Raw genomic sequence first — 19,851 nt, forward strand, 5'->3', positions numbered from 1 at the left:
AGCTATTTGACTGTGCTAACGCTCTACCGATAGAAGTTAAACTCAGTCTTGCGCCATGTTTAACTGCATCAACAGCTTCCATTAATGACTGTTTAATTCGTTTATCAAATTTAATTGGATCTATCATATTTAGTGTGGATAATGTCATTTGATGTCTGTATCTGTTAGGTTTGTTTTTTGGCGAAAGTATATTTAACAGATCACAGGCATCACTTCAAAAATTTGTGGGGATCCTTAAGGCTAAAGCCTCACCTACAATTCGATATCTGTTTTGTAGGTTGAGCTTTAGCTTAACTGGGTTGTTTTCCACCTCTTAATCACTCTTAACCTTGTAAGTCTAAAGCCTCACCTACAGGTCGATACCTGTTTTGTAGATTGAGCTTTAGCTTAACTTGGTTGTTTTCCTCCGATTAACCTTTTTTGATCTTCGTAAGACTAAAACCTCACCTGCGTTTAACTGTTATTTTAATATAAATAAATGACACTCTTTTTAAGCTATGCCCTAACATGTTATCTTATGCCCTATATTTATTGCTCTAAATGAAGCCAGCTCATGAGTCATACAAACAAAAAAATATTATTAGCTATTTCAGGTGGGATTGCTGCTTACAAATGCCCTGAATTAGTAAGACGTTTGAAAGAACGCGACATGGAAGTAAAAGTAGTGATGACTCAATCAGCACAATCATTTGTAACTCCCTTGTCCTTACAAGCAGTTTCAGGAGAGCCAGTTTCTGACTCTTTATTAGATCCCTCAGCAGAAGCTGCTATGGGGCATATTGAATTCGCAAAATGGGCTGATTTAATTTTAGTGGCTCCTGCCACCGCTAATATCATAGCCAAAATGACCCATGGCATTGCCGATGACTTGTTAACAACACTTTTATTAGCAACTCCCGCACAAGTGGCTATCGCCCCCGCAATGAATCAACAAATGTATGCTCACGCAGCAACACAAGCTAATTTAAATACTCTCAAAGAACGCGATATAAAAATCTGGGGACCAGCTAGTGGGGAACAAGCCTGTGGAGATTTAGGCTTAGGCAGAATGTTAGATCCATTAGACTTAGTTGATCAGTGTATTAAGTTTTTTGCATCTTCAAATTTAGACGAAAACAATACACTTTTACAAGGTAAAACAATTACAATCACAGCAGGACCCACTCAAGAAGCGTTGGATCCCGTTCGTTATATTAGCAATCATAGCTCAGGGAAAATGGGATATGCATTGGCCATTGCAGCAAAGCAGCTTGGCGCAACAGTAAATATTATCAGTGGCCCAGTTAATTTATCTACGCCTGAAGATATAAACCGGATAAACGTTTCAAGTGCCAGAGAGATGCAGCAAGCAGCGTTAGAGCTTGCATCACAATCAGATATATTTATCGGTTGTGCTGCCGTAGCTGATTATCGTGCAGCAGATATCCAAACACAAAAAATAAAAAAACAAGGTGATGAAATCACCCTCACGTTAGTTAAAAATCCAGATGTAATTGCCTCTGTAGCCGATTTAACAAAAAACAGACCTTTTACCGTTGGTTTTGCTGCTGAAACACAAAATGTGGCGCAATATGCACAAGGTAAATTAAAAAATAAAAATTTAAATATGATTTGCGCAAATGATGTTTCTCAACCGGGTTTAGGCTTCAATTCACACAGAAATGCTTTAACACTATATTGGTATGATAAATCAGGTAAAGATATGCAATTAAACTTACCCGAAAATACTAAGCAAGCATTAGCTATCGAGATCATAAAAACAATTGCTAATGCTTGTTTTTAAACTGTGCGCACTCTATTATGCAGAGCGCATACTTAGCATTAAATAATAAAATAAAAATTCAGTCCTAAAAATAAGAACAAGAAGTAAGGGATAATAAATGCCTGCAAAAAAAAGTAGCAATAGAAAAGAGCAAATACTGCAATCATTAGCTCATATGCTAGAAACAAGCCCAGGTCAAAGGATCACAACGGCTAAACTCGCAGCTGAAGTGGGAGTTTCTGAAGCCGCGCTATATCGCCACTTTCCAAGCAAAGCCAGAATGTTTGAAGGCTTAATTGAATTTATTGAAGATACCTTGTTATCGCGTATTAATATCATTTTAGATAATGAAAAAGATACAAAAAGCCGTATCTATAACATTTTATTATTACTATTAGGCTTTGCTGAAAAAAACCCAGGGATCACACGCATCCTAACTGGTGATGCTCTACAAGGTGAACAAGAACGTTTGCGTTTACGAATACAAGGATTATTTGAAAAACTTGAAACGCAATTTAAACAAGTATTACGTGAGCGAAAATTACGTGAAGGTAGAACTTTTAATATGGATGAATCCCAATTAGCTAATTTATTCTTAGCTTTTGTTGAAGGTAAAATGAACCAGTTTGTACGTTCTGACTTCAAACAAAAACCCAGCGTATCATTTGAAGCTCAATGGCCACAACTCGCTTTAGCTTGGCAATAACTCGTAAGTACCTACTTACACCCGTAACCCTTAATAATATGGGGTTTTAGCAAGCCAAATCTGAGTTATACTCTAGGCGTGAAAGTGAAGATGTGGTTATTCCCCTTTAAACTTTCACAACAAAAAAAAATGATTTTAATTGGGTTTGCCCTCTGGAAGCCTGAGGGAAAAATAGCTCAGCGTTACCTCTTTAACTAAGGGAGTAACCATTGGCTTCAAGTGATGCCTTGATCTGATGACCTCCACAAGCTCTGAAATCCGCACTTTGATAGGCTGCAAGTATAAATGTAGGCACCTTTAATCAAAAAAATATCTTTACCTATTATATTCATATCATTTTTTTATCTATTCATCTTATTTAACTCGACCTTGCTTATTGAATGTTTACAATGAACCTACCTTTGAAACAAATCAGTAGTTCTAAGTTAAATTTATGAAACAACTTTCCTCTTTAATAGCTGGTGCAATTATAATGGTTGCAACTTCAGCCTATGCACAAAAAGCACTGAAGTTTAATGATGTATTTGATTTTAAATATGCAAAATCACAACAGTTATCTGAAAATGGAAAGGTTTTGGCTTTTTCAGCTCAACCTTATCGCGGTAATGCTCAAGGCCATATTTATGATCTAACAAATAATCACTTGCTAGCCCAAATCCCAATGGGCACAGAACCTGTTATCAATAAAAATGCTAACTGGGTTGCTTTTACGATTAAACCGAGTCTGTTGAAAATAGAAAGCGCATCAAAAAAAGAAAAGAAAGAGCTTAAAAACTCACTTACAATTATAAACACCGTAACAGCTGAAAAATTCGAATTTGAAAATGTAAAAGATTTCAAGTTATCAGATGATGGTAACTGGCTTGCCTATCGTTTAGATCAAAAGTCAGATAAAAAAACTCCTGACAATGAAAACAAAATAACAGATAAAAACACGGAAAAAAAAGACAAGTCTAAATTAAAACCAGATAAAAAAGATAAACCGCTCAAATTAATTATTGTTAACTTAAAGACTCAAGAAACCCATCATCTAGACAATATTTTAAATTATGACATGAGTCATATCAGCGCTCAAATATTGGTGAGTGAAGTTTTTAAAAATGGTATAGAGAATCAAATTACTTTAGTTGATTTAAATAGAAATATGACCTCGACTTCAATAATGAATGACCCCGGCATAGTTGTAAGCCAAATAAGCTGGCACCCAAAAAATGCCAGCGTTGCATTTAGCACAGGTAATTACAGCAATGATGATAAACGTCGTCGAAAACATCACCTTCATATTTGGCATGATAAAAAAAGTAAATTAACTGAAGTTACAATACCTGAAAAAAATTGGTTTATAGGTAAAACGGCTAAAATAGACTGGTCAGAAAAAGGCGAACGGCTTTATTTTGAAACCCGTCCTAAACTTGATAAAAAAATAGATAAAAAGAAATATGAAACACCGGATGACTTAGTTAATTTTGAGACTATACGGGCACAAAAAGGTTTGAAAATTTGGCATAACAAAGATGTTCAAATAAAACCCAGAGAGCACATAACCTGGGATAAAGATAATAAAAATCGTCATTATCAAGCTGTTTATCATGTATCAAATAAGCAAAGTATTCAATTGGCAACGCCAGATATGAATAATGTCAATTTACATAAAGAAAGGTTATCCCTACTTGGCCAATCAAATAATCAACACTTAGAAAAAATCATGTTTGATGGTTTTTTTGATGATTATTATGCTGTTGATATACATACAGGTAAACGTAAAATAATCGTTAAAAATACTCGCTCAAAGCCAGTTTTATCTCCTAAAGGACGGTTTGCTGCCTATTTTAATAAAGGACATGTTCAACTTAAGAACATGCAAACAGCTAAGCTATATAATCTAACCAAAGAAGTTAAAAGCAGCTTTAGTGATGACCAGCATGATTACCCCACAGAAGTGCTCGGTTATGGTTTTGCAGGTTGGATGACAGATGGAAGCGCCGTTTTAGTTTACGATAAATATGACATTTGGGCATTTAATACAACTTCATTAAAAGCAAAACGATTAACTTACGGTAAAAAAAGCAATACCCGCTACCGTGTCATTAAACTTGATAAAAATACAGTGGGTTTCAAACAAGACAGTTCGATATTTATTAAAGCAGTTAATCTTAAAGACAAACAAACTGAAATTTCAAAATTAAACTTAACTAATAATGCTTTAACCAAAGTATTAACCGGCAAAGCACGCTTTGATTTACTCAAAAAAGCAAAATATTCAAATAAAGTGCTATTTACACAACAAAGCTACCATCAATTTCCAGATATCTGGCAAACAGATATTAACTTTGAAAATAAAAAACAAATTACTCATTTAAATCCTCAAATGAAAGATTTTTCATGGGCACAAAAACCTGAGCTTATAAGCTATAAAGGTTGGGATGGTGAAGATTTACAAGGAGTTTTAATTAAGCCTGAAGGCTATAAAAAAGGCGACAAACTGCCCGTTGTTATATATTTTTATCGTTATATGAGTCAGCGCATGTATGACTTTCCAAAAATGACGTTAAATCATAGACCTAATTTTCCAATGTTTACATCAAATGGATACGCAATATTTTTACCCGATATACGCTTTGAATTAGGCTATCCAGGTCGTTCATCAACCAAGACAATGATAAATGCAGCACAAAAACTCATAGATCTTGGTGTAGCTGATCCAAATAAAATTGGTTTACAAGGACATTCTTGGGCTGGTTACCAAAGTGCATTTATGATCACTCAAACAGATATGTTCAAAGCTGTTGTATCTGGCGCTCCTGTTTCAAATATGACCAGTGCTTATAGTGGCATTCGTTTAAAGTCAGGTTTAGCACGTCAATTTCAATATGAAACAGGTCAAAGCAGAATAGGTAAAACGTTATTTGAAGCTCCTGAGCTTTATATCGAAAATTCACCTGTATTTTTTGCAGATAAAGTAAAAACACCAATTATGATCATGTTTGGTGATAAAGATGATGCGGTACCATGGCAAGAAGGTGTGCAATATTATTTAGCATTACGTAGGGCAGGTAAAGATGCGATATTTTTACAATATGAAGGTGAGCCACATCATTTAAAAAAATTCCCTAATCAGGTCGATTTTTCAATCCGTATGATGGCATATTTTGATCATCACCTTAAAGGAAAACCAGCTCCTTTATGGATGCAAGAAGGCGAAGCTTTTATTGAAGAGTAATTTGTTTCATTCTTAAAGCTACAGTTTTGTTAGTTATAAAAAAGCAGTGATTCTTAAATCACTGCTTTTTTATTTTATTGAAAGTAATTTTTACTTACGCTTCTTATTATCCCCGACTCTCGGTTTTGTATTTGCGGTATTAAACTGGCTTGCACCTGTATGACGCGAAAGCGCTGGGCGCCCACCTCTTTTTGCCGCTAGCGATTTATTATTTGGGAATTTCCCCGCCACTTTACCTGAACCTCTTTGTTCATCTCTAGACTCTGGTGGTACTAAATGTTGTGGGGCTTTGCCTATTAAGTTTGCCATACCCATTTTTCGTAAAGCTTCACGAATTATCGGCCAACCAGCAGGATCATGGTATCTTAATATTGCTTTATGTAGCCGACGTTGACGCGCCCCCTTAGGCACCGGTACATGATCTTTATTATTTTTTATATTACGAAGTGAATTCATCTCCGTATGATAAATAGTTGTCGCATTTGCCATAGGTGAGGGGTAAAAATTTTGCACTTGATCAAGTTTAAAGTTTTGTGATTTTAACCAAATCGCTAAATTCACCATATCTTTATCAGTTGTGCCTGGATGTGCCGAAATAAAATAAGGAATTAAATATTGTTTTTTCCCTGCTTCTTTTGAGTATTTATCAAATAGCGCTTTAAACTTATCATAAGTCCCCATACCCGGCTTCATCATACGAGATAACGGCCCTTCTTCAGTATGCTCTGGTGCAATTTTTAAATATCCACCAACATGATGTGATGCTAACTCTTTAATATAGCGCGGATCTTCAATTGCTAAATCATAACGAACACCTGAAGCAATTAATATTTTTTTAATGCCTTTAACCTGACGGGCTTTTTTATATAAAGATATAGTAGGACTATGATCTGTATCCATGTGCTTACAAATTTCAGGGAAAACACAAGATAGACGACGACAAGTGCTTTCAGCCTTTTCACTTTTACAGCCCAATTTATACATATTAGCGGTTGGACCACCTAAATCAGAAATGACTCCAGTGAAACCAGGCACTTTATCTCTTATATTTTCAATTTCATTGATAATAGACTCTTCAGAACGGCTTTGGATCACGCGACCTTCATGCTCTGTAATTGAACAAAATGAACAGCCACCAAAACACCCTCGCATAATATTTACCGAGGTTTTTATCATATCAAATGCAGGTATTTTTTTATCGCCATAACTTGGGTGTGGAATACGTTGATAAGGTAAATCAAATACATGATCCATTTCAGCTGTTGCAAGTGGAATTGCAGGTGGATTTACCCAAACATGACGGTCACCATGGCGTTGAAATAACGCTCTTGCACAACCTGAATTAGTTTCTTGATGTAAAATACGAGAAGCATGAGCATATAAAGGTTTGTTAACACTTACTTGCTCAAAAGCAGGTAATTTAACGTAGGTATTTTCCCAAGGTTTTAACCTTTGCCCTTTAACCCTTACCGGTGCAGCTTGTACTGTGATAGGCTTTGCAGCATCACTGTCTAAATCAATACCTGCTTGTTTAAATTCAGATTTACTACAGCCAACATCATCTGCACCATACGGATTGGGAATAGGATCTATTTTGCCAATTTTATCAATGGCGGTTGAATCTGAACCTCGCCAACCATCTAAAGGTGTTTTACGAATAACAGCCGTTCCACGAACATTATGAATAGTGTCAACTGATTCGCCATTTGCAATTCTGTGCGCTACCTCTACAAGAGGCCTCTCTGCATTACCATAAATAAGAATATCGGCTTTAGCATCAAAAATAACACTACGTCGTACTTTTTCAGACCAATAATCAAAATGTGCAGTTCTGCGTAAACTTGCTTCTATGCCACCGATTACAACAGGTACATCCTTATAAGCTTCTTTACAACGTTGGCTATATACTAATACAGCACGATCTGGACGCTTTCCGCCTATATTATCTGGTGTATAAGCATCATCATGACGCATACGTTTTTCAGCGGTATAGCGATTGATCATCGAATCCATATTTCCGCCAGTGACACCGTAAAATAAGTTAGGTTTACCTAAACTCATAAAAGCATCTTTGTTTTGCCAATCCGGTTGAGAAATAATACCAACCCGAAAGCCTTGCGCTTCAAGAACTCTACCAATCACAGCCATACCAAAACTGGGATGATCTATGTATGCATCACCCGTTACAACTATCACATCACAACTATCCCAACCTAATGCATCCATTTCAGCACGAGTAGTAGGTAAAAAAGGCGCTGTATCGTAACATTCAGCCCAATATTTAGGGTAAGAAAACAGCTCGCGATGGGATGATAACGTGATCATGCAATAACTCAGATAAATGCAAAGGTTGCGGATTATACCTGAGTTTTACCTCAAGGTGAATTGATTAAAAAACAAACAGGAAAATCCAATTTAAAATTAAACACTCGAAAATGTAATGAAATTATCTTAAGGTTAAGTTGAAATACTATTTTCTTTCACAAATTCAATTAACTGCTCTACTGGTAGTGGTTTTGAATACATAAAACCTTGCGCTTCATCACAGCCTAAATTAATTAAATAATCGGCTTGATCTTGTGTTTCTATGCCTTCAGCAATTGTTTTAAGGTTCATTTTTTTACCTAAAGAAACAATTAATTCTGCAATGGCACCCGCATCTTTTTCTGGAATATCTTTAACAAATGCCCTATCGATTTTAATTCTATTGATAGGCAATTTTTGTAAATAGCTTAATGACGAAAAACCAGTACCAAAATCATCAATCGCAATTTCAATTCCAAACTCTTTTAACTCCGTAAGCACATTGATAACCACTTCAGGCTCATCCATTACAATGCTTTCTGTTACCTCAAGTTCTAAATAGTGCGGCTCTACTCCATACTTTTTAAGCGTATTTTTAACTTGCTGTACATAATTCGGGTCTCGAAATTGAGGAACTGAGACATTTACAGCCATCCTTACTTTATAACCAATCGATTCTAAATACTTTTGCTGTATACAGGCTTGCTCTAATACCCACTGTCCAATGTCAATAATTAAACCCGCATGTTCGGCTAAAGGAACAAAAACAGCGGGTGAAATAAACTTCCCATCACTTGTTGGCCAACGTAAAAGTGCTTCACACCCAATCATTTTTAAATTTTTAAAATCAATTTGAGGTTGATACCAAACTTTTAATTTATTATCTGAAAAGTCTTGTCTTAATTGGCGAATAATTCCCAAACGCCAAGTCATTTTTTCTTCCATTTCAGGATGGTAAAACTCAAAATTTAATTGCGGTTTCTTTTTAGCAAGATTAAGTGCGATATAAGCACTTTTAAGTGTTTGCAAACCACTCGAATGAAAATACTGGCCTTCACAAATACCAAATGTAAAGTTAATAGGTAATAAATGCTCTCCGGCCCTAAAAGGCACATTTAATATTTCATTTAACCTCATTGGTTCTAATAAAGACTTTTCTATTACAATGGCAAAAACATCAGCTCCGATACGTGCAAGCAATTTAGCGCTAGATAACTCTTCTTGCAATCGCGTCACAACCGACTTTAATAATAAGTTACCTATATCTTGCCCTAAACCATTGTTTATATCTGAGAATTGCGAGATATCAACTAAAAATAAACAGTTAGATTGTTCCGAATTATTAGCAAACAAAGCCACTCTCTCAACAAAATCGGTACGATTAGACAGGCCTGTTAAAGCATCTTTAAAAGCTGAATTTCTGAGGTTATTAAATAGCTTTATATTATCAAAACCAACACTTACATTAGTTAAAAATATTTCTGCAAACTGTAGTTGTGCTTCTGTGGGAGTATTTATGATCTCAAGAAAAACGGCCGCTTTTTGATCATTTTCACTTAATAAAAAAGTTACATCAAATTCAGTAACCTGTAGCTTTAATTGCGTTAAACAATTTTGAATTTGATGAATAGCTCTACCATTATCTAACTGCTCAATACCAGTACCAATATGACCTTGATAGTCAGAACTTCCACCTAAAACCAATAACCCTTGCTCATTTTGGCCACATAAAACCCCTAATGCAGGGCAAGCTAATATATCTGCTAGCTGAGTAACCACCGCATTTGAAAAATCAGTAATATCTGTGATACCTAATATAGATTTAGAAGCCGAGATAACTTTTTCTAAACCTAAACTTTGCACTTCTAATTGGCAAAGTTGCTCATAAGAACGAATTGCAGCAACCAAAGATGTCACTAACTTGCTACGTGTTAATTCTGTTTTAGTTTTGTAATCATTTATGTCATATTCACGGATGACTTGCTCTTCCGGTGCATAACCCGGCTGGCCCGTTCTTAAGATAATACGAATATTATGATTATTGAGTGTTTCTCGAATTTTCTGAACAGCAATTAAACCTGCATCATCTGTTTCCATTACGACATCAAGTAGTACGACGGCTATATTTGAATGTGTAGATAAAAAATCAATGGTCTCTTTACCAGAATATGCATGGAAAAACCTAAGAGGTTTATCCCAGAATAAAACACCTGATAATGCTAACTGTGTAACTGAATGAATTTCAGGATCATCATCAACAATCAATACATCCCAAAATTCACAATGCTGAACTTCTTGCTCAGGTTCATCCTCTTGTAAAAAAAGGAAGTCATCACGGTCTGTTTCAGTCATGTCACCTCAACAATTAAGAAATTGATTATTATAAGATTGTTACAATCACGTTTTTTATTATAGTGTTACTAGTATAAATATATGGAAGTTCTACGCAACCTTCAATCATTATAGTTGAATATCCGTAAAAAAATGTAGTTCCACAGCAATTAAGTTACAATTATTACCTTGATTATATTAACAAACAATTCTTTAAAAAGAGCTTATGGCTTAATGAAATAAAAGGTAGTTTAATGAAAAAGTCGCTCAAATTATTATTTCTTATTTTCTTAAATATAATCATTATTGGTCTATTTTTACCAACACAATACCATATAGAAAAAAGTATCAAAATTAATGCAAAACCCTCAGATATTCATTATTGGGTAAATGATTTAGCCCATTGGAAGACTTGGTCACCGTGGGAAATTATTGATCCCTCAATCAAAATGAAATTAGGAAACAAAACGAAAGGAGTTGGCGCAAACCAATCTTGGTTTGGAAAATCAGGAAAAGGAGAGTTAACTTTTATTCAAGTAAATCAAACGGGTGTGCACTATAATATGATTTTTAATGATGAACACTTGGCTACATCGTCAATTAGTTACCAAAAAAATAAAAAGAGTACCTTAGTGACCTGGGAATTAAGTGGCAGTAATCATGCTTTGATTACTGCTGGATATGAAGTACTTTTTATAAAATATATTTTTTCATCTAGTCTTGAATTAGGGCTGGAAAATCTGAAAAGTCAGACTGAAATGAATTTAAAAAATAAGAGTGATACTTAAAATGGATTTAAAAATATCTTCAGCCAGTGATAATTTAGCCCATATAATAAAAAGAAAACTCGGTACTAAAATACATAAAAGCGAACCTGTAGAACCATTACTTAAGCAAGAAAATACCATAGCAAGCAAACATGGTGTTGAACCAAAATACACAATAGATATGAGCGAAACATTACAACAACGCGCACAGAAAAGACAAAGATTAGCATTACTACGAAAACAACAAAATATAGAATCAATTATGGCATTAGCATTAGACTATTGCCCTCATACAGTATCTGAGCAGTCTCCCGATCCTGATTGGGTCGAGCGCTTTATTAGCTTAGCTGAAGACAGCTCAAATAAAAAAATGCAACAATTATGGGCAAAAATAATGATGGGTGAAACAACTCGTCCAGGTACCTTTTCCTATAAAAGTTTATTAACTTTAAAACAAATGACACAAAGAGAGGCTAGTGCTTTACAATTATGTGGGGGCTTGAGCGCTAAAAATATACTTGATAGTAGTAGTCTAATCTTGTTAAGTTATTATAAAAGACCCTCTCTTTTTAGCTTTTTACGCTTACAAAATAAAAACCACTTAAACTTAAGTAAAGCAGGATTAAACTTTCCTGATATTTTAACTCTAATTGATATTGATATTATATACGCCCAAGAAATTGAATCATCAGAATTAAAGACAGGTGATGAATATCAGCTTATATATCAAAATGCAGAACTCACCCTAAAAGCAAAAACATCAGGCTTAGTACTGAATTATTACAAACTCACACAAACAGGAAGTGAGTTAATTCAATTATCAAACTCCCCTATTAATAATCAATTTAAACATCAACTAGAGTCTATTTTTTTACGTGATTTTGAATTAATCTGGCGTTAGATATAGAATTTAGTCAATAAAAAAGCGAGATATCATTCTCGCTTTTTTATTGATTAAAACTTTGGCTAATCGTTAGAAATGCACTTGAACACCCAAAAATGGACCTTCAACTTCTAAGTCAGTTGTAATGTCATCAACATCATCAAGCTCTAATAATAATGAACGATAACCAAGCTTAATTGCAACATCCACCGCCATATTATCAATGACTTCCCAGGCAACACCTACTTGATAATCTTGAATTTTACTATCATCAATAGCCAATAAACTACCTTCAAAAAATACACTTAAACCTGTGAAAGGAAGACCCGCTTCTAAAGCTGCGTAACCTAAAGGAACATAACCTGAAAAGTTTTCTTTTTCAGAGATTGTATTCGTGCCATCTGTTCCAGTCACAGCAATACTGCCATCAAACTGCTTAATGTTAAAACCTAAATCAATTGAAACTAAAGAATTATCAAATATCTCATAATAAAAAACAAAATCGTTATGTGATAAATCAGAAACTGCATTTGCTTTTGAACCGACTTGGTAAACAGTATCCCCAAATTCAAAACCAGAGGTTAAAGTAGTAGTACCATTAACTTCAATTTCATTATGTTTAATCTTAACATTAGGCACTAAAGGAATAGGGTGCTCTAATGCAACATAAAAATTAGTCAAAGATTCATCTTCAAAATTAAAAGATTCTGAAGTGCCATTCCCTTCGGAAAAGTTACCCGTTGTTTCTGAGCGCCAGCCCTCTACGCCAGCATAAACACCCAATATCGTATCAGCTTGTGCTAACGGAGCAAGAAAACTTGTTGTGACTAGGCCTGTTGCAAGTAAAGCTGCTAAATAATGCTTTTTCATAATTTATCCCTGTGCTAAAAGTTCTGAAAGTTCAATCAAAGCGGCGTTTGCTCTAGAAATATAATTAGCCATTACTAAAGAATGATTTGCACCTATGCCAAAACCGCTACCATTTAAAATCATAGGGCTCCAAACAGTCTCTTGAGTTGCTTCTAACTCTCTGATTATTTGTTGTAAACTAATTTTAGCATTCTTTTTCTCTAAAACATCAGAAAAATCAAATTCAGCTGCTTTTAAAAAATGAAGTAACGCCCAAGATGCCCCTCTTGCTTCATAAAATACATCATCAATTAACCACCAAGATGTTTTTATTTGGTTTTGTTTTGGAGTTTGCGTTGCCTGCTGTGCAGCACTATCGCCAGCTAAATCTGTATTAATCCTTTCTTGACCAACACTTGCGCTTAACCGTTGGCTTAAGCTACCTAATCTTTTTTCAGACTCTTTTAACCATTCTCTTAAATTATCGGCTCGAGCATAAAATTGACTTGAATTTTCATTTTGATCTGCAATACCATTTCTGTATTGTATTAAATGATCGATACCTTTTTGATATTCTGATTCTGCACTAGGCCATGCCCAAGCAGTAGAGCTAATGTTAAACTGAGGCTGTGCTTTTTTTAGAGCGATATGCTCTGTAGACTGAGATTGCGAACGGCTAAAATCTTTACGCATTGATAGCGCAAGATCTCTGGTCATTTCTAAAGCTCCATACTCCCAGGCAGGCATGTTATCCATAAATACAGAAGGTGGCATCATATCATTTGAAAGATACCCACCAGGCTTATCTAACAAAGTACTAGCCACTTTAATTAAAGCTGATGTTGTAACATAGCCAACAACTAATTTTTGACTTTTTTCACCTGCGTGTTGCTGGGCTTCTTGCTTTACATTAAATACTGCAGGCTCAAAACTCCAATATACAGCCAAACAATAATTAATTAATAAAATACTTAATAGCCCTGTCGCTATTTTACCTTTATGTTCAAACATAACGCTCCCTTATTGATGGCTATGGTCTTATTATTCTTGACCCAGTTTTACAATATTAGCTTGAATAGAAATAGACTCACCTTTAAAAAAGTGAAGTTTTAATATGGTGGTTTCACCGGCCTTTATCAACTTTGTTGGTTCAAATAACATTAAATGTAAACCCCCAGGTCGAAATTTAATTTGGCTAAAAGGCGCAATATCAAGCATTGTTAATTGGCTCATTTTCATCATACCATCAATAAATTCATGTTGATGTATTTCAACTCGGCCAACTCCTTTTATTTCAGCACCAACAAGCGTTCGCATATCTTTAGTATCATTTTCAAGTGTGAAATATGCAACACTACTACTTGTTCCAGGAATAAAAGCGCGTACTTGAGCATCTATTATTAATGTATGAGCTAACGCTGAATTGATATTAAAAATGAAAAAAGTTAAGCAAAGGGCAATAAACTTCATAATCGTACCTAATTTATCTATTATGTATTTATTTTACCCCAACATCAAAACTGGTGCACTTATCTTATAGTTTTAATTTAAAAGAATATTTTAATTTAAAAAAGTAACTAAGTACGCTTTATTAATAATGTGATGAGTGTTGTTTTTTCTCACCTACTAATAACCAAATTACCAAACCCACTAATAAAAAAGGCCACAAAACAGCCACTCCACTAAATAATAATGCTGCAGCAACAACAAGTAAGCTAGCACCAATGATCCCAGCAATTCCCACCGCTAGAAAAACACACAGAGCAACTACTGCAAAAACGATAGCAATAACGAGCATTACTTTAGCAATCGGCTCAAACCATAAATTTTCAAACTGAAAGCTAAACGGCCAATGCATGTGAAAGTGATCAAAATGTACGAATCCACTTGCATATAAAAAGAAAATCAAACTAATAAAAATGATTGTTTTCATAAATACTCCTTAACTCTCACTTCGTATTCAATAACGTTCAGGTAAAACCAGAGCACCTATGAAGTAACCAATTAAGACCGCGACTGGAAACATAAAAAATAGCAGTAACGTTGCTAATCGAACTGACCAAATAGGGAAGTTATTACTTTTAGCTAAACCAGCACATATACCTGATATTTTTTTATTTAATTTATCTTTATAAAATGAATCTGTATCTTGATATTTACTCATAACTTGTTCCTTTAATACTAAAATCACTATGCTGCAAGTTTCTTTTTCAATTGTGTTAGTTCACTTTCAATTTCATCGTTTTTTTCAATTTCGTCAAATTGTTGCTGTAAACTTGAACTTCCTAAATCGTAAGATTCTACTTTCGCTTCAATTTCATCAACCTTGCGCTCAACCAATTCAAAACGTGCCAAAGCATCCTTTATTTGATTGCTATGTAGATGAGTTCGAACCTTTAATCTAGATAAAGCTGATTCTTCCTTTTGCATTAAACTCGCTTGTTTTATTTTAATCTGGTTTAATTTGACTTGTAAGCTATCAACATCTGCCTTTAACTGATTCAATGCAGAATCAATTTTAGCTAATTCATCTTTTAAACTATTAGCTTGCTTAGTTGCTTTATTCTTCTCTATTAATGCTGCTTTAGCTAAGTCGTCTCGCTGCTTTTCAAGTGCTAACTCAGCTTTTTTTTGCCAAAATATAATAGATTGATTCGCTGATTCAAGCTCACGGTTAAGTGTTTTTTTATCAGCCAAAAATTCAGCTTGTGTACTTATCACCTCAGCCAATGTTTGCTCCATTTCCTGGATCATTAAACGCACTAATTTTTCTGGGTCTTCAGCTTTATCAAGTGCTGATGCAATGTTTGATTGAATAATATCTGTTAGACGAGTAAATACTCCCATAACCATTCTCCTTGTTAATAAATAATAATTATATTTTTAAATTTACTAAATATAGCTATTACAATTGCCATGCCAATTTGAAAATAGAAATAATTCATTTAAATTCAGGGCCTTACAGGTAATTAAAATTTAAAAAATTATATGGTGATAATTACGATTAATTTTTAGTTGATTTAACGATTATGAATAGTCAAATTGACCAATCATTTTTTATACCCATCAATGCACATTAATTAGGTGAAATAACTTTTGTATTAAAAATAGATAACAAATTGAAAATTAACTGCGATTTGGAGAAAGCGATGAAGAAACGGTATTCGCTTTAGAGCAAAAGTGGAGATTATGAGTAAATTTGATAATGTTCAAAACTTAGCGTTTATTAAAAACCTAAAGTCATTTTCATACAATTTATAGAAGGTAAAACCAAACAAGTCTTATGAGTAGTTAGGTAGTTTTTGAAATAAATTAACACCAATATAAGTTGCAACCATACTCAATACGGGAATTAAAAATAAAGTTAAAAGCGGGAATAAATCAAACATAAAATTCACCTGATTTTTTACTAACTATTAAAAGATGACAGTAAAATAACGAAATAAATTTCAATATTTTTTTATTAGTGATGAATGGTTAAAATAAATGATGAGTGGAAAACAATTAAAATCCCCCTAAATTTAACCTAAATAACTTGTATCTAAGTTAAATTTATTTTCGCTCACTATACCATTGCACTAAGATAGGAGCTCGACGACTTAACTGAACTCCCATAAATGTCAGTAACAAACTTGCCACAGGAGTGAGCAATATACTGAACAATAAAGATGATTGGATCATAGCGAGTTCCTACTTAACGGCTTGAGCTATCATAAATGCTTTGTGCTTAACATGTATTTTTGCTTTTAAGTCTTTAATAATTACACTACTAGGACGAATCGCATTATCAAAGTCATTTAGTGCTGTTCGGATACTTCTTTGAGTATCTTTATTTATTTGTGTTTTTGCCTCATTTACTTGTGCCAAAACAGCATAATCCATCATGGTATTAAAACTAACTAGCTCCGCTTGAACTGAGGTAGATCCGGTAATAATTACAACACTTGCTACAACTTTTTGAATAAATTTAAACATTCTATTCTCCTTGAAATTAAATAATGTCGATATTGTTTTAAAGTTACATCAGGTATTACAAGGTATGTGCCAATAATGCACAAAAAACATAACAACATGATTTTAAAGGGTTATTAAAAAGATGGCTGTGATATTAGTTAATTTGACCAGTGGAATTAGTGGTTTTGACTAGAAAATTATAAATTTGATTTTTTGTATATTCCGATTTCGGGAATTAAAATCCCGAAATCAAGAAATACTAGGGTGACAAGCCTTAACTATTTATTCCGGCACAAACGAAAGTGCTTTTTCCATAGTTTGAATATCAGCGTCTTTTTTATGACCATTTTCAGATAAATATCGTCGAAACGCTCTGGCACCCGGCATTCCTTGAAAGATACCCAACATATGACGGGCTATATGCCAAAAATTTGCACCTAAAGCCATTTCACGTTCAAAATAGTCATACATATCACGCACTAATTCATGACGAGTAATAGGGTTAATCGTTTCAGCACCATAAATTAGGTGATCAACTTGAGCAAGCAGGAATGGGTTCGCATATGCTTCTCGCCCCATCATTACGCCATCTAACTGTTCTAAATGGGTAACAGAATCTGTAAGCGTCTTTATGCCACCATTAATACTAATATGTAATTGAGGATAATCTTTTTTAAGTTGATATACACGCTCGTAATCAAGCGGAGGAACTTCTCTATTTTCTTTTGGACTTAAACCATTTAGCCATGCTTTTCGGGCATGAATAATATAATCATCACAGCCAACTTTATGTGTTGTATCAATAAAATCACATAAAAATTCATAAGAGTCTTGTTCATCTATGCCAATTCGTGTTTTCAAAGTAACAGGAATATCAACTTGCGCTTTCATCGCTGAAACACATTCAGCAACTAACTTAGGTTCAGCCATTAAACACGCGCCAAAACGTCCATTCTGTACACGATCAGAAGGGCACCCCACATTTAAGTTAACTTCATTATAACCACGTTCTTGTGCTAATTTAGCACATTTTGCCAAAGCTTCTGGATCTGAGCCACCTAGTTGTAATGCAACCGGTTGTTCATGTTCATTAAAATGTAAATAATCACCTCGCCCAAATAAGATGGCACCCGTTGTAACCATTTCAGTATATAAAACCGTATGCTTAGTAAGCTTACGGTGAAAAGTACGACAATGGCGATCAGTCCAATCGAGCATAGGTGCTATGGAGAACCGTCTAAAGGCTGTATCTACTGGTTTTATTGGGTTGAGACCTTGGTTTACTTCTTTTAACATCTAACTGAATTACCTTAAGTGACCTTGAATTACCCCCAATTTCGCTATTAAAGTACTCCAAGGGTACTCCATAAATTGGTAGGACAAATGGCTTCTTTTACTATCACGAAACGTCAAAAAGCGAACGGTAGCTATAGTTATCGCTGCGGTATAGTTGTAAAAAAGAAAAGTACCATTATACACAGAGAGTATAAAACATTCAGTAAAAAAGAAACTGCTAGAACATGGGGGATTGCCCGCTGCTCTGCGATAGAAGAAGGTGAAATACTAAAAAAAGATAAAGTAATACCTATCAGAAACTTACTTGATTTATATTTCAACAATCATGAACTCTGGGAGAAAATAGGGCGAGCAAAGCAATACGTAATAAAGATGCTGATGGATTGCAAACTAATACGGTTAAAATTAGCAAAAAAGAAGGAGCGCACCAAGTATTCTCCACCCTTTCTTACTAGCTTTTATAATGCAACCCAAACGCATAAATTAACTTAAAACATTGTGTTGTTGTTTTTAGATGTTTCTGGAACAGGCTGCCCTGCCCCCCAGTGTTCCACAATCATTCCATCTTTCATTCGAAAGATATGAATAAGAGCTGCTCCGAGAGAGTCCGGTGTGCGCTTTGCATGAAGGTGTAACCAAACAAGTTCACCTTCGGAAGCGCTACGCTTAATAGACATAGAGAGCTTTGGGTATTCTTTATATCGACTTAAGAATAAGTTGAATAACCCTTCTCGCCCACCGCTTATATGGGGGGAATGCTCAACAAAGTTATCGGAATAGCATTCATTTCTTAATATATTAATCCTTTGCGAAGGTTTAAGGTCATTTCTACTTTCTAATATTTCCATACAGTATATGGCTTTCTTTAGGTTTGACTGCTCTAAAGAACTGTAGGACTTTTCATTCGCCCGACAAACCAAAGTAAAGGATAAAACTATAAATCCCGTAAAAATTAAATTAAATATTTTTTGAGCATTCATTTACAATTCCTTTATAAACACATATTTTTTCAATCAATAAGCACAAGCATAACATCTTGCTCACCGACAGCCGTGTGCGAAGCGCGCTTTAGGTTGTCAAGTGGAGGCCATTTTTAGCTGAAACAGCGGTAGTAGCGCAACATGTTATGTCTATTTCACAATAAGAGATTTCCATTTACAGGAGAAACCTCGAGTAGAAGAATAACAACATGTTACGAGCATTGCAGCAGATAAAATAGGGCTTATTTATAGGTGCCGGAATAGGTTAAATATTCGTAAGATGCAAACATGCTGCAAATTCCAGCCATAGACATAATGGAAGCTATAAATTTTCAATTTTTAGTAGGGCTGTATCACTGCCCCCTACAAAACGGACACATTTGATACATATTCTTTAGCTTCGCTTAAATTTTCATTACTACGACCATGAAAGGGGGCATTATTTGGATATGCATCAATACGAATACCATAAAACTCTCCGTATTGTTCTTCTCGAATTAAAGCTTCATCTTCATAGTCGCCAGAACCAGCTTTAAAGTTACTTTTTACTATATGAACTTCTTTTATCGTGCTTTCGCCGTAAATCCAACAACCACTCAATATCAACTTCTCATAAGTTTGACTCACCCCCTTTTAAGACATAATTTAATAACAAATTGATTTTAACGTTTTTTACACAAGTAAACCTGTAATAACATTGATTTACGGGACTTTTCATCAGAGCAAAAAATTCATTAGAACGGCCACATGTAAAAATAAAACCACATTAAACTGCGACCCCTCAAACAGCAGTAACCCC

Annotated in this window: 19 protein-coding genes; 6 read left to right on the forward strand and 13 right to left on the reverse strand. The window is 34.6% G+C overall.

Going from position 1 to position 19,851, the window contains the following annotated elements; translation table 11 throughout:
- The first annotated feature begins 553 nt into the window (after positions 1–553).
- The 3 genes from coaBC (at position 554) to BM088_RS16815 (ending at position 5,688) form a co-directional block, all read left to right on the forward strand.
- A complete protein-coding gene (gene coaBC / locus BM088_RS16805; protein ID WP_091986958.1) occupies positions 554–1,783 on the forward strand; it encodes a bifunctional phosphopantothenoylcysteine decarboxylase/phosphopantothenate--cysteine ligase CoaBC in 1,230 nt (409 codons plus the stop codon).
- Between the two features lie 97 nt (positions 1,784–1,880).
- Positions 1,881–2,468 carry a nucleoid occlusion factor SlmA gene (gene slmA, locus BM088_RS16810; protein WP_091986961.1) on the forward strand — a complete coding sequence of 196 codons (588 nt, stop codon included), beginning with the start codon at positions 1,881–1,883 and terminating at the stop codon, positions 2,466–2,468.
- Between the two features lie 433 nt (positions 2,469–2,901).
- A complete protein-coding gene (locus tag BM088_RS16815) occupies positions 2,902–5,688 on the forward strand; it encodes an alpha/beta hydrolase family protein (RefSeq protein ID WP_091986964.1) in 2,787 nt (928 codons plus the stop codon).
- 90 nt (positions 5,689–5,778) lie between these two features.
- On the opposite strand, the gene BM088_RS16820 is transcribed toward BM088_RS16815, so the two are convergent.
- The gene (locus tag BM088_RS16820) at positions 5,779–8,013 is read right to left on the reverse strand and encodes a YgiQ family radical SAM protein (protein ID WP_091986966.1); all 2,235 of its coding nucleotides are present in this window, start codon (positions 8,011–8,013) and stop codon (positions 5,779–5,781) included.
- A 132-nt stretch (positions 8,014–8,145) separates the two neighbouring features.
- A complete protein-coding gene (locus tag BM088_RS16825; protein ID WP_091986969.1) occupies positions 8,146–10,344 on the reverse strand; it encodes a bifunctional diguanylate cyclase/phosphodiesterase in 2,199 nt (732 codons plus the stop codon).
- A gap of 233 nt (positions 10,345–10,577) precedes the next feature.
- Between BM088_RS16825 and BM088_RS16830 the strand changes: the two genes are divergently transcribed.
- Both BM088_RS16830 and BM088_RS16835 read left to right on the forward strand, forming a co-directional pair.
- Positions 10,578–11,111: an SRPBCC family protein gene (locus tag BM088_RS16830; protein WP_091986971.1), complete on the forward strand. Its 534-nt coding sequence runs from the start codon at positions 10,578–10,580 to the stop codon at positions 11,109–11,111.
- Position 11,112: 1 nt separating this feature from the next.
- A complete protein-coding gene (locus BM088_RS16835; protein ID WP_091986974.1) occupies positions 11,113–11,991 on the forward strand; it encodes a TIGR03899 family protein in 879 nt (292 codons plus the stop codon).
- A 72-nt stretch (positions 11,992–12,063) separates the two neighbouring features.
- Here BM088_RS16835 and BM088_RS16840 read toward each other — a convergent pair whose 3' ends face one another.
- The 9 genes from BM088_RS16840 to dusA form a co-directional block, all read right to left on the reverse strand.
- Positions 12,064–12,843, reverse strand: coding sequence for a TIGR04219 family outer membrane beta-barrel protein (locus BM088_RS16840; RefSeq protein ID WP_091986977.1), 780 nt, complete (start codon positions 12,841–12,843; stop codon positions 12,064–12,066).
- 3 nt (positions 12,844–12,846) lie between these two features.
- Complete coding sequence (locus BM088_RS16845) at positions 12,847–13,833, reverse strand: DUF2333 family protein (protein WP_091986979.1); 987 nt, start codon at positions 13,831–13,833, stop codon at positions 12,847–12,849.
- A 30-nt stretch (positions 13,834–13,863) separates the two neighbouring features.
- On the reverse strand, positions 13,864–14,292 hold the full coding sequence (locus tag BM088_RS16850; protein WP_091986982.1) for a copper chaperone PCu(A)C: 429 nt from the start codon (positions 14,290–14,292) through the stop codon (positions 13,864–13,866).
- A 121-nt stretch (positions 14,293–14,413) separates the two neighbouring features.
- On the reverse strand, positions 14,414–14,755 hold the full coding sequence (locus BM088_RS16855; protein WP_091986984.1) for a hypothetical protein: 342 nt from the start codon (positions 14,753–14,755) through the stop codon (positions 14,414–14,416).
- 27 nt (positions 14,756–14,782) lie between these two features.
- Positions 14,783–14,986 (reverse strand): PspC domain-containing protein, encoded by a 204-nt coding sequence (locus BM088_RS16860; protein ID WP_091986987.1) that lies wholly within the window; start codon positions 14,984–14,986, stop codon positions 14,783–14,785.
- 26 nt (positions 14,987–15,012) lie between these two features.
- Complete coding sequence (gene pspA, locus BM088_RS16865) at positions 15,013–15,669, reverse strand: phage shock protein PspA (RefSeq protein ID WP_091986989.1); 657 nt, start codon at positions 15,667–15,669, stop codon at positions 15,013–15,015.
- Positions 15,670–16,374: 705 nt separating this feature from the next.
- Entirely contained in the window at positions 16,375–16,503 is a 129-nt protein-coding gene (locus BM088_RS27915; RefSeq protein WP_281247170.1) for a hypothetical protein, read from the reverse strand.
- 9 nt (positions 16,504–16,512) lie between these two features.
- Positions 16,513–16,797: a hypothetical protein gene (locus tag BM088_RS16870; protein WP_091986992.1), complete on the reverse strand. Its 285-nt coding sequence runs from the start codon at positions 16,795–16,797 to the stop codon at positions 16,513–16,515.
- Between the two features lie 261 nt (positions 16,798–17,058).
- Positions 17,059–18,072, reverse strand: coding sequence for a tRNA dihydrouridine(20/20a) synthase DusA (gene dusA, locus BM088_RS16875; RefSeq protein ID WP_091986994.1), 1,014 nt, complete (start codon positions 18,070–18,072; stop codon positions 17,059–17,061).
- Positions 18,073–18,159: 87 nt separating this feature from the next.
- Here dusA and BM088_RS16880 point away from each other — a divergent pair, with 87 nt between their 5' ends.
- Positions 18,160–18,564, forward strand: coding sequence for a hypothetical protein (locus BM088_RS16880; protein WP_091986998.1), 405 nt, complete (start codon positions 18,160–18,162; stop codon positions 18,562–18,564).
- Here BM088_RS16880 and BM088_RS16885 read toward each other — a convergent pair.
- Both BM088_RS16885 and BM088_RS16890 read right to left on the reverse strand, forming a co-directional pair.
- Positions 18,561–19,052: a nuclear transport factor 2 family protein gene (locus BM088_RS16885; protein ID WP_091987001.1), complete on the reverse strand. Its 492-nt coding sequence runs from the start codon at positions 19,050–19,052 to the stop codon at positions 18,561–18,563. The genes BM088_RS16880 and BM088_RS16885 overlap by 4 nt on opposite strands.
- A gap of 363 nt (positions 19,053–19,415) precedes the next feature.
- Entirely contained in the window at positions 19,416–19,652 is a 237-nt protein-coding gene (locus BM088_RS16890; protein WP_091987003.1) for a hypothetical protein, read from the reverse strand.
- Positions 19,653–19,851 lie beyond the last annotated feature (199 nt).

Source organism: Pseudoalteromonas denitrificans DSM 6059, assembly GCF_900112265.1.
GTDB lineage: Bacteria > Pseudomonadota > Gammaproteobacteria > Enterobacterales > Alteromonadaceae > Pseudoalteromonas > Pseudoalteromonas denitrificans.

Excerpts from the sequence above, each read along its gene's own strand:
- BM088_RS16850 (WP_091986982.1), bottom strand. The coding sequence starts at position 14,292 with ATGAAGTTTATTGCCCTTTGCTTAACTTTTTTCATTTTTAATATCAAT.
- pspA (WP_091986989.1), bottom strand. The coding sequence starts at position 15,669 with ATGGGAGTATTTACTCGTCTAACAGATATTATTCAATCAAACATTGCA.
- BM088_RS16815 (WP_091986964.1), top strand. The coding sequence starts at position 2,902 with ATGAAACAACTTTCCTCTTTAATAGCTGGTGCAATTATAATGGTTGCA.
- BM088_RS16835 (WP_091986974.1), top strand. The coding sequence starts at position 11,113 with ATGGATTTAAAAATATCTTCAGCCAGTGATAATTTAGCCCATATAATA.
- BM088_RS16840 (WP_091986977.1), bottom strand. The coding sequence starts at position 12,843 with ATGAAAAAGCATTATTTAGCAGCTTTACTTGCAACAGGCCTAGTCACA.
- BM088_RS16880 (WP_091986998.1), top strand. The coding sequence starts at position 18,160 with ATGGCTTCTTTTACTATCACGAAACGTCAAAAAGCGAACGGTAGCTAT.
- BM088_RS16820 (WP_091986966.1), bottom strand. The coding sequence starts at position 8,013 with ATGATCACGTTATCATCCCATCGCGAGCTGTTTTCTTACCCTAAATAT.
- BM088_RS16830 (WP_091986971.1), top strand. The coding sequence starts at position 10,578 with ATGAAAAAGTCGCTCAAATTATTATTTCTTATTTTCTTAAATATAATC.
- coaBC (WP_091986958.1), top strand. The coding sequence starts at position 554 with ATGAGTCATACAAACAAAAAAATATTATTAGCTATTTCAGGTGGGATT.
- BM088_RS27915 (WP_281247170.1), bottom strand. The coding sequence starts at position 16,503 with ATGATCCAATCATCTTTATTGTTCAGTATATTGCTCACTCCTGTGGCA.
- BM088_RS16870 (WP_091986992.1), bottom strand. The coding sequence starts at position 16,797 with ATGTTTAAATTTATTCAAAAAGTTGTAGCAAGTGTTGTAATTATTACC.
- BM088_RS16885 (WP_091987001.1), bottom strand. The coding sequence starts at position 19,052 with ATGAATGCTCAAAAAATATTTAATTTAATTTTTACGGGATTTATAGTT.
- BM088_RS16855 (WP_091986984.1), bottom strand. The coding sequence starts at position 14,755 with ATGAAAACAATCATTTTTATTAGTTTGATTTTCTTTTTATATGCAAGT.
- BM088_RS16825 (WP_091986969.1), bottom strand. The coding sequence starts at position 10,344 with ATGACTGAAACAGACCGTGATGACTTCCTTTTTTTACAAGAGGATGAA.
- dusA (WP_091986994.1), bottom strand. The coding sequence starts at position 18,072 with ATGTTAAAAGAAGTAAACCAAGGTCTCAACCCAATAAAACCAGTAGAT.
- BM088_RS16860 (WP_091986987.1), bottom strand. The coding sequence starts at position 14,986 with ATGAGTAAATATCAAGATACAGATTCATTTTATAAAGATAAATTAAAT.
- BM088_RS16845 (WP_091986979.1), bottom strand. The coding sequence starts at position 13,833 with ATGTTTGAACATAAAGGTAAAATAGCGACAGGGCTATTAAGTATTTTA.
- slmA (WP_091986961.1), top strand. The coding sequence starts at position 1,881 with ATGCCTGCAAAAAAAAGTAGCAATAGAAAAGAGCAAATACTGCAATCA.